The following is a 14189-nucleotide window of genomic DNA, read 5'->3' as shown; positions in this document are numbered from 1 at the left end:
GAGAACATTCGTCCGCTGTAGTTCTTCTGCCACGGCACCCGCCCAGCAGCGAGGGGCCCGCACCGCGTACACGATGCCCGGTGCGGGCCCCTCGGCATTGCTCCACGACGCATTTCCCGGCCGTTCAGGCCCCCTGGCTCCGCCACCGGCGGCCATCCCCACGCGAGGCGTACAGCGCCGCGTCCGGATCGGCGCCCTGCCGTGACATCCACGGTTCGAGGATCTTCGCTCCTGCACTGCCGCGAGCGACGACCTGAGGTGACGTGCCGCACGGTTCCACCGTCCACGCCCCGCTCTTCACACTTTCGGCCCGTTCCCCGCGGCCTCCTGCCGGCGCCTTGCGCCGCGGAGCTCGTCGCGACGTGCCGCCCCAGGAAGGTTTCGTATGAACCGTTCCAGCCGCTCCTCGTACCAGAACGCCAACTCCCGCGCCTCGTCCTCCTCCCGCACCTCGTCCTCCTCTCGCTCCGGTGGCGCCTACGGATCCCGCTCCGGCGGCAGCTCCTTCTACGGCGACCGCCGCAGCGACGGTAAGGCCCGTCAGGGCTCATCCCCGCAGGGCGAGTTCGCGATGCCGGTCAGCATCACGCCGCCGCTCCCGGCCGTCGAAGCGTTCGATGAACTGGACATGCCCAAGGCCCTGCTCTCGACCCTGACCCGCCAGGGTGTCACCGCGCCGTTCCCGATCCAGGCCGCGACACTGCCGAACTCGCTGGCCGGACGCGACGTTCTGGGCCGCGGCCGCACCGGCTCCGGCAAGACCATTGCGTTCGGCCTCGCCGTGCTGGCCCGCACCGCCGGCCGGAAGGCCGAGCCGCGCCGGCCGCTGGCCCTCGTTCTGGTGCCGACCCGTGAACTCGCCCAGCAGGTCAGCGACGCTCTCACCCCGTTCGCCCACGCGGTACGGCTGCGACTGGCGACCGTGGTCGGCGGGATGTCGATCGGTCGTCAGGCGCAGGCGCTGAACCGCGGGGCGGAGGTCGTGGTGGCCACCCCCGGCCGGCTCAAGGACCTGATCCAGCGCGGGGACTGCCAGCTGGACGGCGTCGGCATCACGGTGCTCGACGAGGCCGACCAGATGGCCGACATGGGCTTCCTTCCCCAGGTCACCGAGCTGCTGGAACAGGTCGCCGACGGCGGGCAGACGATGCTGTTCTCCGCCACCCTGGACCGCAACGTCGACCGCCTGGTACGGCGCTTCCTCAACGACCCGGTCACCCATTCGGTGGACCCGTCCGCGGGGGCGGTCAGCACCATGGAGCATCACGTGCTGCACGTGCAGAACTCCGACAAGAACGCCACGATCGCCCACATCGCCTCCCGCGACGGCGGAGTCATGATGTTCATCGCGACCAAGCACGGCGCCGACCGCCTGGTGCAGGATCTGCTCGCCAACGGCGTGAGGGCCGCAGCCCTGCACGGCGGCAAGTCCCAGCCCCAGCGCACCCGCACCCTGGAGCAGTTCCGCACCGGCCAGGTGACCGCGCTGATCGCGACCAACGTCGCCGCCCGCGGCATCCACGTCGACGGCCTCGACCTGGTCGTCAACCTCGACCCGCCGAACGACCACAAGGACTACCTCCACCGCGGCGGACGCACCGCCCGGGCCGGACAGTCCGGCACCGTCGTCACGCTCGTCCTGCCCAACCAGCGCCGCGAAATGGCCCGCATGATGGCCACCGCCGCCATCACCCCCGTCACGACCAGGGTCAGCGCCGGCGACGAGGACCTGGCCCGCATCACCGGAGCCCGAGTACCCACCGGCGTGCCCGTCACCGTCCCCGTCACCGCTCCGACGGTCGAGCGGCGCAAGCGCAGCGCGGCCCCCCGCGCTCGACGCAGTCCCGCATCGGCCGGCCGGCGCCCGGGCGTGCGGCGGTCCGCCTTCGACGCGGCGGCCTGAGCAGCACGTGATCAGGACACTGACCCATCTCAGCAGGAGGTACGTTTTGACGCTGGTCCAGGTGCAACACCGCCCCGCGGTTGCCGCTCCCGCGCACAGGACGGCGACCGGCGCCGTGGACACGGACGGACCCCAGGTCTGTGACGACATGACCGTCGAGGTGGCCCTGTCCGTCCTCGCGGGCGCCCGCGTCGGCCACCTGCTCGTCTGCGACGACGACGGCCTGTGCACCGGACTTGTCACCCAGGCCCAGCTCGCCGCCGTCCGGGACAGCCCCGCCTACACGGACCAAGTCCAGCTGCGGGACATCTTCGGCCAGCCCGGGCAGTTCACGTCGCCCGTGACACCGGTGGACGAAGCCGAGCACGCCCTGCACCACCGCCGGTCCGCTGCCCGGCCCGGCCGCGACATCCAGGGCCGCGCTGCGGGTGTCCCCGCCCTTACCCGCTGAACCGCCTCGTCGCGGCAGACCATCCCCTTCTTCTCTGTGAGGCACCATGCGCTGTGTCATCGCCCGCTTCCCGTTCGACCTCACCAGGAGCGGCGTCCTGGAATCGATGAAGAGCATCAAGCCCGAGCAGGTCACCGGCGAGTCGGTGATCATCGGCCGCCGCGCCTACCCCGTCAAGCAGGTCGGCCAGGTCATCACCCGCCAGGACCGCCGCGATTTCAGCGCCGGTGAGGTCCTGCGGGCCATGGCCCAGCTCGGTTTCACCTGCCGCGGCCTTCCCCGGACCGCCGCGCCCACCCGCTTCCTCGACCCGCTCCAGCAGGCCTCCGCCATGCTCGGCGTCCCCGGGGCGCCTGACGGACAGGCAGACGGGAGCCGCCATCGGAACAGAGGTGAGGATCCCACCGCGAGGTGAGGCGGCCCGTTCGGCGAACCCGACGAGGGTCCGGCCGCGTTCCCCGCGGTCGCGTACGGCTTTGAGGATGCCGGGGTGTGGTGCGCTGACTCGGCGCGGCCTGCGCCGACACCAGGTCCTTGAAGCCTGACCCGGAGCCCCGCCCCCCACCCGCAGGATCCCTCCCGACCTCGCAGGCCGGTCGGAACGCATTTCGGGCCGCCGCCCATGGTGGGTTCGGCATCGGCAGAGAGTATCCTGTGCATCACCGAAGGTATTTCGCATGCCGGCACTGGATTCTGGCGTCGTCTCCGGCGAACGGCTACGCCGTGTCCGGCCGCGGCCGGATCCGGAGACAGGGTCCTTCATCATGACCGCGACCTTCGATCGTGCGACAACGCCCGTGCCCCCGGAGCCGACGCTACGCCTGTCCCTCGCCCCTGCCGGCGTGCGCGCCGGCCGGTTGGACGGTGCCTGGTGGCCCCGGTCGCGTGATCTTCTCCTCGAACTCCCCTCCCTGGCAGCCGAACTCGATCAGCGGTGGGGCCGCGTCACACGGATCACCGTGAACCCGGCGCAGTGGCCGGTCGTTCCGCGGCGGATCCCGGTCGAGGGGCACGTCGTTCACGCGGGTTGGTTCACCGTGGAACAGGACGAGCACATGATCATGGTGTGTTCGTACGCACCGCGTCGGCTGAACCTGCTGGTCGTCCCGCCGTCGACGGACCGCGCCCGGGCCGCCCGGCTGATGTCCCTGGCTGCCGACCCCGTCAACACCCGGACGGCCGGCGCCCTGATCGCCGCGGAAGCCGCCGACGGTGCCGAAGCGGTCGGCGCTCCCGCGGCGTAGGCCCCCCGCTCGACCGAGCCATCGCCGTCCACTAACGGCTCAATCGGCGCCGTCTGTCCGGCCTTGCGTCAGCGCCCGGGCTCCGGATTCCCCTCGTGTCCGGTGGAACTCGGAGCGCGAGAAGGGCTGTGTCGTCGGTACTGCCGGGTGGCACGGCCCGCAGGATCTGCTCGCAGAACTCCTCCAGCGGGTATTCCGCCACGCTGGTGGCGTGGCGGCGCAGCTCTTCCAGGCCGGTCTCGAGGTCGGTGCCCGGGGCTTCGACGAGTCCGTCGGTGAACAGCAGCAGGGTCGAGCCCGCCGGTAGGTCCTCGGTGCCGGTGGGACGTCCGGGGTCTCCGCCCGCGCCGAGGACGAGCCCTTGGCCGGCGTCGAGGTAGCGGGCCGCGCCGCCGCGGGAGAGGGTTCCGGCGGCGGGGAGCAGCAGGGGTGGTGGGTGTCCGGCGCTTGTCCAGCGCAGTCGCCAGGGCCCGTTCGGGGACTGCTCGGCGTAGGCGAGGATCATGGTGGCCATGGGGACGTCGGTCAGACTCGTCATCGCGTCGTCGAGTCGCGCCACGACGGCGGCCGGCGCCTCGTGCCGGTCCCAGGCCAGAGCGCGAAGGATGTTGCGCAGCTGGGCCATCCGGGCGGCGGCCTGGAGGTCGTGCCCGATCACGTCGCCGATGACCAGCGCGGTCGCGCCGTCGCTGAGCGGGAAGGCGTCGTACCAGTCGCCGCCGACCCGCGAACCGGCCGGAGCCGGCTGGTAGCGGGCGGCCAGCTGCAAGTCCGGACCGCGCGGCAGCTCGGTGAGCAGGTGACGCTGCATGGCGGTCGCGATGTCACGCTGCTCGCCGAACAGGCGGGCATTGTCGATGGCCACCCCCGCCCGGTGACCGATGTCGGCAAGCAGTGCGAGCTCGCCGTCGGTGAACGGACGCCCCGCACCGGTGCGCACCGCCGTGATCGCCCCGGTGACCTCGCGGGCGCTGCTCAGTGGGACCACGGCGGCCGAGGTCGCGCCCAGGGCGCGCAGGAACCCTGCCTGGACCGCGGCGAGCGGGGCATCGGGCGGTTCGGCCATCTCCCGGGCACCGAGCACGAGGGGTTCGGCGCCATGCAGCACCTGTACCAGCGCCGACTGCGAGAGCGCCGTGGGTGGCGGCAGCGGACCCCTCCACGCCTCCAGGGTGGCGTCCCGTCCCGCCGGACCGAGGACGGCCACGCGGCGGATGTCACCCTCAGGGGTCCGCAGATCCACGGCCACCCAGTCCGCCAGCTCGGGGACGAGCAGCGGACCGAGAAGATCCACCGCTTCCTCGACGTCCAACGTCTCGGAGAGCACCCCGGTGATCGCGCCGACCAAGGTCAGCCGCTCGGTCAGGTCCTGCAGGAGGCTGACCTGGGAAGCCTCCGACCCGACGGGCGCACTGCTTCCCGCGATGTCGGCGAACAGCACGGCCATGCCCACCGGCCGGCCCCCGTGCACGATCGGCGCCGCAGACCAGCGCACCGGCAGAGTCCTGCCGTCACCGGTCAGAAAGGCATCACTCGCACCCCAGGCCGGCCGCCCGGTTTGCACAACGGCCAACAACGGGCACCGCGCGCGCGGAACCACGGCGCCGTCGGGGCTCCGGTGCAGCAACTCGTGCGCCCCCGCCCCCACCATCGCCGCCGCGCTGCGGCCCAGCAGCTCTTCGGCCCGCGGATTGACGGCCAGAATCCGCCCACCCGCGTCGAGTAGCAGCACCCCGGCCGCCAGCCCCGCGAACGCCGAGCCGATCAACCGCTGCTCGTCTTCCCAGCCGCTGTCGCCGGGCACCATCGCCGCCAGCCTGCCTACAACCGCTGCTCTGGGCTGGAGGTCGCCGGTGCCCCGAGGCCGCCGGTCACCAGCGCGTACGCGTGTGCCAGTTCCACCAGCGCACGGTGGTGTTGGCCGCTGTACCGGCCCAGCGCCCGGGTTTCCGCACTGATCGCCCGCAGCAGCTCGGTACGCGTTTCTGCCTCCGGCGAGTTCTCTGGAGTCGGAGATTCGTTCGAAGCCATCACGTCTCCCTTGCGCAGTCCGTCCGGCGGCCCGGCACCGCCACCCGAACCGCCCCGACGACTCCATTCTGCGGCCCGCAGGCGGAACCGGCGGACCCTGGAAGAACAAACCGCCACATAGTGCGCACTACTGTAAGGTTCTGCGCATGGATACCTATCCGATCACCGAGGCCCGCAACAAGCTGGGGGCCCTGGCACGGCAAGTCAGCGCCGAGCAGAAGCGCATCGCCCTCTCGGACCGGGGCCAGATCATGGCCGTGCTGATCAGCCCGGCCGAGCTGAAGGAGCTGGAGTACCACCGGGTCAACGCCGAGTAGCCTGGCCCATCAGCCCCGCGGCGAGGCCCGGCGCCGGGTCCTCGGAGAGAGTGCGTGACCTACTGCGTCGTCTGGGAGCCCGCCGCTCTCACCGCGGCGGAGAAGGTCGCCGCCGCCGACGGGGGCGGCATCCAGCAGGTCCTCCACGCCGTCGACCCCCTCGCCGACGACCCGGGGCCGGCCGGCGCCTTCACCGCCGGGGCAGCGGCATCTCTCGCATCCAGGCCGGCCTCTATCGGGTCCAGTACGGGATCCACGAGCAGGCCGTCACCATCCTGCTCTTCCACCCCGGCCGCGCCTGATCACACGGCATCCAGCCCGGTCAGCCCGTCCCAGCACGGGTGAGTCGGGTTCGGCGGGCGCGGTGGGTTGGGACAGGATCCGAGCGGCCCGGGAGGCTGGAGTCGACGCTATCTGACGGTGATTCTTGCCGAGGCCGCCCCTCGTCAGAAACTGGCCAACCGGCACCCCTCCACCCCCGCACCACCCGGACCGGGCAGGCCAACTGTGTTCTCTAGGTGGAACTGAAGGTGGGTGGGCGGTGGGCCAGGCGCGGTCGCCCGTCGTGACGGCCTTGGGGTGGGTGGCGTCGACCCCCGGCGCTGGCCGGACGGGTTCACCTTCGCGATGCTGCTCCCAGGGATCCTGCAACCGACACCTCGTGGACCTCAGACCGGCCGAGATCCGCCGTCGCTGGCAGCGGGACCCGGCCACCGTCCTACGGACCGCGGCCATGGCATGAAGTGGTCACGATGGCGACGCGGCCACCAGGCACACCCACACCGCAGTCACTACGTGCGGCGCGGCCACCCGTTGGTGGGACAGTCCGCACGAGACCGTCCCACACCCGGATCCGCAGCACTACACTCCCCACTCTCAGGCCCTTGACCAGCAAGAATGGAGAAGCGCTGCTGGAGTACTAGGGTGCCGGGAGGTAGTCGAACCAATCGAAGGCAACGGTGCCCTCGGTGGCGTACATGCCGATGACACGTCCGGTGAAGCCGGCGGCGACCTCGGTGGAGAGGTAGCGCCCCTCCAGTTCGGCGAGCGGCTCCGCGCCCGGGGCGTCGGGGTCGCCCAGCCAGCAGGCGATGGTGTCGGGGCCGGAGGGCTCGGTGCCGGCGAGTTCGGGGGACGGGGACACGAGGTCGGTGGTGCGGACCGTCACGGTGAGGGTGAGCGGGCCCGGCGGCACCGGGCGACGGGCCAGGGTCTGGCGCAGCGGACCGATGCGGGCGACGACACGGACCTCTCCCGCACCGGCCTCCAGGTCGTAGTGGTGCGCTTCGTCCATCCGCACGCTCAGGCCGCCCCGTCCGGTGCCCGGGTCGAGCAGGGCCGAGGTACGGCAGTCGTGGTGCTGCTGGCGGCGGCCGACGAAGGTGTGGCCGGGGCGGTCGAGGGTGGGGCCGGTGGCGGTGAGGGAGAGCCAGCCGGCGCGCTCGGTCAGCGACCAGGACCCGTCGGGGCGGGCGTGGGGAGAGATCCAGTGCGGCGCGAGCCCGGGCGCGTCGAAGTCGTCGCGAGCGGGCGGGGCGGGGAAGGGGTGCCAGGCGCCGCCGGGTGCGGGGCGGCGTTCGTCAACCGGTGCGACGACGGGCCAGCGGCTCTCGTTCCATTCCACGGGGGTGAGGAAGGTTTCCCGGCCCAGCACGTGGAAGTTGGGCGTGAAGCCGCGGGGGCGGGTGCCGAGCAGCACCATCCACCAGGCGCCGTCGGGCGCAGTGACGAGGTCGCCGTGGCCGGTGCTCTGGATCGGCCGGTCGGTCCCGCTGTGGGACAGCACGGGATTGGCCGGTGCGCCTTCCCAGGGGCCGCGCGGTGAGCGGGCGCGGGCGATGGACACGGCGTGGCCGCGTTCGGTGCCGCCCTCGGCGATCAGCAGGTACCACCAGTCGCCGATGCGGTAGAGGTGCGGGGCCTCGGGCCACTTGAGGCCGGTGCCCGACCAGGTGGGGAAAGGCCCCTCCAGCACCTCGCCCTTGAGCGGGTCGATCCGGGCGAGGTGGATGCCCGGGACGGTGAAGGCGCACCAGCAGGTGCCGTCCTCCTCCCACGCCAGGTCCGGGTCGATCCCGGGGAGGTCGATCCACACCGGGTCCGACCAGGGGCCCTCGGGCCGTTCCGCGGTGACGATGTAGTTACCGCCGTCGCTGACATTGGTGTTGATCACCCAGAAACGGCCGTCGTGGTGACGGATCGTCGGTGCGTAGAGGCCGCGGGAGGCCGTGCTGCCGGGTAGCGGCAGCGGCAGTTGCCCGGGGCGGTCGAGCACGTTGCCGATCTGCCTCCAGTGCACCAGGTCCCTGCTGTGGAAGACCGGCAGCCCGGGGAAGTACTCGAAGCTGGAGCACACCAGGTAGTAGTCGTCACCGACCCGGCAGACGCTGGGGTCCGGATGGAATCCGCTGATCACGGGGTTGTCGTACGTCCGCACGGGCGGTCCTTTCCAAGAGCTGCTTCGTGCCGTCGTTCAGCCGAGGGAGATCGCCGTCCACGACACCGGTGGCAGTTCGATGCTGAGGACGCCGTCGGCGAGGGCCGCGCTCGGGTTCGCGGACGGGGTCACCCGGAGCTGCCCGGCGAGCGTGTTCTTCGCGTACACGTCGGAGTCGGAGAGCGTCACCGCCTCGACGACGCGCGACGGGACGAGGCTCCGGACGTCGATCGTGACCTGCGCCGTCTCCGTCAGATCGCGGTTGACGAGGAAGACGGCGGCCCGGTCCCCGTCGACGGTCGCGACGGCGTCGATGACGGGCGCCTCGCCGTGGCGTGCCGTCGGGTACGTCGGCGCGTCGATCACGGGCCGGATCACCTCGCCGGAAGCGAGACGGCTGGTGATCGAGAACGGGTAGAACGTGGTCTGCCGCCAGGCCGGGCCGCCGGGCTCGGTCATGATCGGCGCGATCACGTTGACGAGCTGGGCCAGCGAGGCCGAGGTGACGCGGTCGCTGCGCTCGAGGAGCGTCATCAGCAGGTTGCCGACGACGACGGCGTCCGCCACCGTGTACTCGTCCTCCAGTTGCCGAGGGGCGTGGCGCCACTCGTCGTTGACCTCCCCGGACTCCTGGTGCTCCTTCAGGTACCAGACGTTCCACTCGTCGAAGGAGATGTTGATCTTCTTGTTCGAGTGCTTCTTGTACCCCACGTGGTCGGCGGTCGCGACGACGGTGTCGATGAAGTGGTTCATGTCGATCGCGGAGGCGAGGAAGGAGCCGAGGTCGCCGTCGTGCACCTGGTAGTACGCGTGGCACGAGACGTAGTCGACGTAGTCGTAGCTGTGTTCGAGTACCGTGCGCTCCCAGTCGCCGAACGTCGGCATGCCGGAGCCGGAGGAGCCGCAGACGACGAGTTCGAGGTCCTTGTCGGCCGCCTTCATCGCGGCGGCGGTGCGGGCGGCGATCTTGCCGTAGTCGTCGGCCGTCATGAAACCGGTCTGCCACGGTCCGTCCATCTCGTTGCCGAGGCACCACATGCGCACGTTGTGCGGGTCCGGCGTGCCGTTGGCGATGCGCAGGTCGGAAAGCGCCGTGCCGGAGGGGTGGTTGGCGTACTCGAGCAGGTCCAGGGCGGGCAGGATGCCGCGGGTGGCGACGTTGACCGCCAGCATCAGCTCGGAGTCGGTGAGCTTGAGCCACCTGGCGAACTCGTCGAGGCCGACCTGGTTCGACTCCAGCGAGTGCCAGGAGAGGTCTCGCCTCACCGGGCGGTTCGCGCGTGGGCCGACCGAGTCCTCCCAGCGGAAGCCGGAGACGAAGTTCCCGCCGGGGTAGCGGACGGTCGTGGTGCCGAGTTCCCTGACGAGCTCGACGACGTCCATGCGGAACCCGTCGTCGTTCGCCGTCGGGTGGTCCGGCTCGTACAGCCCTGTGTAGACGCTGCGGCCGAGGTGTTCGACGAACGAGCCGAAGGTGCGGCGCCGGACGGGGCCGATGACGGCCCGCCTGTCGAGTTCGATGTGTGCGCGGGGCAATTCGGTCTTCCTTCCGGTGGGTCGGCGCGGTGCGGGGGCGCGGTCTCAGCCCTTCACGGCACCGGTGAGGCCGCCGACGATCTTCTTCTCGAAGGCTGCGAAGAACCCCATCGCGGGCAGCATGGCGAGGGAGGTGAAGGCGAGGACCTTCGCGGTGTCCACGGAGTACTGCGAGGAGAACGCCTGGACGCCGAGGGGCAGGGTGAAGTTCGCCTGCGAGTTCAGGATGTACAGCGGCAGCACGTAGTTGTTCCAGCTGCCGATGAATCCGAGGATGCCGACCGTCACGACGCCGGGGCGCGACAGCGGGACCACCATGCGGAAGAAGAACCCGAGCCGGCTCGTACCGTCGATCGCGGCCGCCTCCTCGATCTCCTTCGGAATGGCCCTGAGGAACGGCACCAGGATGATGACGGTCGTCGGCAGGCCGAAGGCGATCTGCGGGACGATCACGCCGAGCAGGTTGTCGACCAGACCGAGGTCCTTGACGACGATGTAGAGCGGGGTGATCGCGATGACCATCGGGAACATCAGGCCGGCGGCGAACAGCGAGTACATCGCCCCCTTGAGCCTGAAGTCGTAGCGGGCGAGCACGAAGCTCACCATCAGGCCGAGGACCACGGTGCCGGCGGTGCTCGCGAGCGCCACGATGACGGAGTTGGCGAACTCGCCCCAGAACGTCACCGACTCCAGGACGTTCGCGTAGTTGCTGACGACCCAGGGGTGCGGCAGGCCGGCCGGGCTCGTGCTGATCTGCGAGTTGGTGCGGAACCCGCCGAGCACGATGTGGAGCACGGGCAGGACGCAGACCCCGATGAAGAGCAGGGCGACGAAGTAGGCGAAGGGATTCCCCCACTTCTGCGGCTTGTCGGTGGTCGTCGCGCTCATCAGGAGGCTCCTTCGGTGATGGCACCCTGCAGGTCGCGGCGCAGGAGGAAGCGCTGGTAGATCAGCGCGACGACGAGCGAGATCAGGAACATCACGACCGCGATCGCGCTTCCGTAGCCGTAGTTGCCGGCGTTGCGGCCCTGGGCGACCATGTAGATCGCCATGGTCGAGGTGCCCGCGGTACCCGCCACGTACGGGCCCCAGATGATGTAGACGAGATCGAACAGCTGCAGCGAGCCGATGATCGACAGGAACGCCCAGATGCGGATCGTCGGCCCCAGCAGCGGCAGCGTGATGCGGCGCTGGATCTGCCAGTACGAGGCGCCGTCGATCTGGGCGGCTTCGGAGAGTTCTTCGGGGATCGACTGCAGGCCCGCGAGCATCAGGATCACCGCGAAGCCGATGTACTTCCACGAGATGATGCCCAGTAGCGTCCAGATGGCCAGATCGGGGTCGGAGAGCCAGTCGGCCTGCAGGAAGCCCAGGCCGAGGTGCCGCAGCAGGTCGTTGACGGCACCGCCGCTCTGGAGCATCAGGCTCCAGCCGGTGCCGACGATGACCTCGGAGACGACGTAGGGCACGAAGATCAGGACGCGGATGACCGAGCGGCCGCGGATCTTCTGGTTGAGCAGGAGTGCGAGGGTGATCGCCAGCGGGCCCTGGACGGCCAGGGAGAGCACCAGGATCACGCCGGTGTGCCACAGGACCTGCTGGAACGCCGGGTCTGTGAAGATCAATTCGTAGTTGTGCAGGCCGACCCAGTCGGTGGGCGCCCCGTAGCCGTGCCACTTGTAGAAACCGTAGAACGCGGCGAGTGCCACCGGGAAGATCACGAACGCCAGGAACACGATGATCGCCGGTCCGGACAGGAGCGCGATCTCGAACCGCAGCTTGGCACGGCCACGGCGGCGGGCGGCCGCCGCCGGCGGAGCCGGGGGCACGGACGAGGCCGCGCTCCCGGCTCCGGGCGTGCCCTGCGACTGGCGGCCGTCGGCCGTCTCAGTACCCAGGGTGTTGCTCATCGTGTGCTTGCTCAGCCCTTCGCGGCGGCGGCGTTGGTGTCCTTGGCGATGTCTGCGGCGCTGCCCTTGCCGGCGAACAGGTTCACGACGGCGGTGTTCATGGCGTTGCCGACGCTCTGGCCGTACTCGGTGTCGAGGAACAGCACCGAGTAGGGGGCCTTGTTGAACGCCTGCAGCGCCGAGACGTTGTAGGGCTCGCTGATGCCCGCCTGGGCGTCCTTGTTCACCGGGATGGTGACGAACGCTTTGGTGTACTCCTTCTGCTGCTCCGGGGTGACCAGGAACTGCAGGAAGCTCAGGGCCTCCTTCGGCGCCTTCTTGGACAGCGAGTAGCCGTCGAGGCCGCCCATGATGGCCGCCGGGTCGCCCTGGCCGCCGGGCACGGCGGGGAAGGGGAACCAGCCCAGGTCGGGAAGCGGCTTCTGGTCAGCGGTCAGGCTGCCGATCACGCCGGGGTCCCAGTTGCCCATGAGCTCCATGCCCGCCTTGTGGTTCGCGAGCATGCCCGCGGACGATCCGGCGCCCTGCTGCGCGGAGGTCGTCAGGAAGCCCTGCTGGAAGGGTTCGACCTTCAGGAACGAAGCGAGGTCCTCGCCCGCCTTGGTCCAGCACGAGTCGGTGAACTTGAGCGACTGAGCGGCCTTCTTCAAGGTGTCCTGGCTGCACTCGCGCACGGCGAAGTTGTAGTACCAGTGCGCGGCCGGCCAGGCGTCCTTGGCACCGACCGCGATCGGCGCGACGCCGATCGCCTTCAGCTTCGCGACGGCGGCCTGGAGCTCGTCCATCGTCGTGGGCGGCGCAGTGATGCCGGCCTGCTGGAAGAGGTCCTTGCTGTAGTAGACGCCCTCGGGCTGCGTGTCGACCGGCATCGCGTAGGCCTTGCCGTCGATCGAGTAACCGGCGACGGCCGCCGCGCCCGCGTTCGTCCGGTCGGCGTCGGTGAGGTCCAGCGCCTGGACCTGGCCGGCCTGGACCATGGCCTGCATCTTGCCGCCGCCGCGCTGCAGGAAGATGTCCGGCGCGGAGCCGGAGTTGAGCGCGGTCTGCAGCTTCCCGTCGAGATCCTCGTTCTGGATCGTCTGGATGTTGATCTTGACGTTCGGGTGCAGCGACTCGTACGCCGCCACGGCACTCTTCCAGTACTCGGCGCCCGGACCGGGCTGCGCGTTCTCCCAGAAGGTCAGCGTGACCTTGCCGTCGGACGAGCCGCCGCTCCCGGTTGCGTCGCCTCCGCCGGCGCACCCGGTGACGGCGAGTGTGATGCCCAGGGCGATCGCGGCAGCCGTCGTGCGGCGTGTCTTTCTCGTCATCGTGGGACTTCCTGTTCTGTGGTCGTTGCCGGAAGCGTCCGGTACGGTGCACGCGCAGTGACGGCACGTCAGGTGGGGGATCGCCGCGAACCCCTGCGTTCCCGTCCGGTCACGTGCGGGTGGACGTGCCGGACGGGCGGGTGTGACCGTGGGCGGGTGGTCGCCACGGGCGGTTCGATCGCTGGAGAGTATGTGCTCGGCGCGGAGCGCCCGTCAATGACCTGTTTCCGAAATTGTTGCGAAAGTTGCGACGGATTATCTGCGGTTGACTCCGAAAGATTTCGAAGTCCGGGTTACCGACCGCGGTCTTCGGGGATGGGCGAATTCCCTTCAGGGTGCGGGCTTCTGTGGCTCGACTCCGTCACCGGCGCGGCGTCACCGGATGCGCCGTTCCACTGCGGGGTGTGCTGTTCCGGCCGTCCGGCCGCGCCCGCGGCCGTTGTCCGGCGCTCGTGTGCCGGCGGGGGAGGGGTCCCGCCCTCGAGCGGCCGCTAGGCCCATCCCCCGGTTGTCGGGGGCCTTGACAGGGGTTTTGTGAGCGCTAACATTCGAGTGCCGGCGGAACCGGGACTCCGGCGCACCTCCGGCGGCCCCCGGTGCGCACTCCTGAGGGTGGAGCGTCGGGCCGGGGCCTGCCGCCGGCGGATCCGCATCCCGCGAGCATCGTCGGCGGCAGGTGCGAGCAGCGCCGGCTCGGCGGCGGTTCGTCCGTGCCTTCCCCCTGTCGACCCCGGGGGAGGGTGTGCCGCCAGCACCGGCGGAGGTCTGCATCGCGCACCATCTCCCGCCGCTGCAAGTCGAGTTGGCCACGCGGCATGCCCTGGGACCTGAGTGCCCGGAGGGGCCCCCAGGGCTGTGATCGTTACCCGTCGATATCGGTGAGAGGGCTTGGCGGGCCCCCTGGCAGGCCGTATGTTGTCGCAGGCAACAAACTGTGCCGGGGCTGCTTCCCCGCCCCCCCCCCCCGGGCCCCCCCCCCCCCCCCCCCCCCCCCCCCGCCCCCCCCCCCGCGCCCCCCCCCCCCCGCCCCCCCCCCCGCGCCGGGGGGCC

Annotated in this window: 11 protein-coding genes and 1 pseudogene; 5 read left to right on the top strand and 7 right to left on the bottom strand. The window is 70.7% G+C overall.

Annotation, left to right across the window (positions count from 1 at the left end; genetic code table 11):
• Window positions 1–385: 385 nt before the first annotated feature.
• From ACFV0G_RS14790 to ACFV0G_RS14775, 4 genes and pseudogenes are all read left to right on the top strand, one after another.
• On the top strand, window positions 386–1903 hold the full coding sequence (locus ACFV0G_RS14790; RefSeq protein WP_380546567.1) for a DEAD/DEAH box helicase: 1518 nt from the start codon (window positions 386–388) through the stop codon (window positions 1901–1903).
• Window positions 1904–1949: 46 nt separating this feature from the next.
• Window positions 1950–2354, top strand: coding sequence for a CBS domain-containing protein (locus tag ACFV0G_RS14785; RefSeq protein WP_380546564.1), 405 nt, complete (start codon window positions 1950–1952; stop codon window positions 2352–2354).
• A 46-nt stretch (window positions 2355–2400) separates the two neighbouring features.
• Window positions 2401–2706: pseudogene (locus tag ACFV0G_RS14780) on the top strand (SCO5918 family protein); the annotation flags it as partial.
• A gap of 325 nt (window positions 2707–3031) precedes the next feature.
• Window positions 3032–3598 carry a DUF5994 family protein gene (locus ACFV0G_RS14775; RefSeq protein WP_380546562.1) on the top strand — a complete coding sequence of 189 codons (567 nt, stop codon included), beginning with the start codon at window positions 3032–3034 and terminating at the stop codon, window positions 3596–3598.
• A gap of 31 nt (window positions 3599–3629) precedes the next feature.
• Here ACFV0G_RS14775 and ACFV0G_RS14770 read toward each other — a convergent pair whose 3' ends face one another.
• Together ACFV0G_RS14770 and ACFV0G_RS14765 are read right to left on the bottom strand one after the other, a co-directional pair.
• Window positions 3630–5405 carry a SpoIIE family protein phosphatase gene (locus ACFV0G_RS14770; RefSeq protein WP_380546560.1) on the bottom strand — a complete coding sequence of 592 codons (1776 nt, stop codon included), beginning with the start codon at window positions 5403–5405 and terminating at the stop codon, window positions 3630–3632.
• Between the two features lie 14 nt (window positions 5406–5419).
• Window positions 5420–5629 carry a hypothetical protein gene (locus tag ACFV0G_RS14765; RefSeq protein ID WP_380546558.1) on the bottom strand — a complete coding sequence of 70 codons (210 nt, stop codon included), beginning with the start codon at window positions 5627–5629 and terminating at the stop codon, window positions 5420–5422.
• A 146-nt stretch (window positions 5630–5775) separates the two neighbouring features.
• Here ACFV0G_RS14765 and ACFV0G_RS14760 point away from each other — a divergent pair, with 146 nt between their 5' ends.
• On the top strand, window positions 5776–5946 hold the full coding sequence (locus tag ACFV0G_RS14760; protein ID WP_380546556.1) for a type II toxin-antitoxin system Phd/YefM family antitoxin: 171 nt from the start codon (window positions 5776–5778) through the stop codon (window positions 5944–5946).
• Between the two features lie 919 nt (window positions 5947–6865).
• On the opposite strand, the gene ACFV0G_RS14755 is transcribed toward ACFV0G_RS14760, so the two are convergent.
• Genes ACFV0G_RS14755 through ACFV0G_RS14735 form a run of 5 tightly spaced genes read right to left on the bottom strand, consistent with a single transcriptional unit; the run spans window position 6866 to window position 13139 of the window.
• Window positions 6866–8383, bottom strand: coding sequence for a glycoside hydrolase family 43 protein (locus tag ACFV0G_RS14755; protein WP_380546554.1), 1518 nt, complete (start codon window positions 8381–8383; stop codon window positions 6866–6868).
• 36 nt (window positions 8384–8419) lie between these two features.
• Window positions 8420–9919, bottom strand: a complete 1500-nt coding sequence (locus tag ACFV0G_RS14750; protein WP_380546552.1) for an alpha-N-arabinofuranosidase — start codon at window positions 9917–9919, stop codon at window positions 8420–8422.
• A 45-nt stretch (window positions 9920–9964) separates the two neighbouring features.
• The gene (locus ACFV0G_RS14745) at window positions 9965–10807 is read right to left on the bottom strand and encodes a carbohydrate ABC transporter permease (protein WP_380546550.1); all 843 of its coding nucleotides are present in this window, start codon (window positions 10805–10807) and stop codon (window positions 9965–9967) included.
• The gene (locus tag ACFV0G_RS14740) at window positions 10807–11829 is read right to left on the bottom strand and encodes a carbohydrate ABC transporter permease (RefSeq protein ID WP_380546547.1); all 1023 of its coding nucleotides are present in this window, start codon (window positions 11827–11829) and stop codon (window positions 10807–10809) included. Before ACFV0G_RS14740 ends, ACFV0G_RS14745 begins: the two co-directional genes overlap by 1 nt.
• A gap of 11 nt (window positions 11830–11840) precedes the next feature.
• The gene (locus tag ACFV0G_RS14735) at window positions 11841–13139 is read right to left on the bottom strand and encodes an extracellular solute-binding protein (RefSeq protein ID WP_380546545.1); all 1299 of its coding nucleotides are present in this window, start codon (window positions 13137–13139) and stop codon (window positions 11841–11843) included.
• Window positions 13140–14189: the final 1050 nt, after the last annotated feature.

The sequence above is a fragment of the Kitasatospora sp. NPDC059571 genome, from assembly GCF_042735675.1.
GTDB lineage: Bacteria > Actinomycetota > Actinomycetes > Streptomycetales > Streptomycetaceae > Kitasatospora.
Note: the sequence above shows the minus strand (reverse complement) of the source record. Positions and strands in the feature narration are given on the sequence as shown.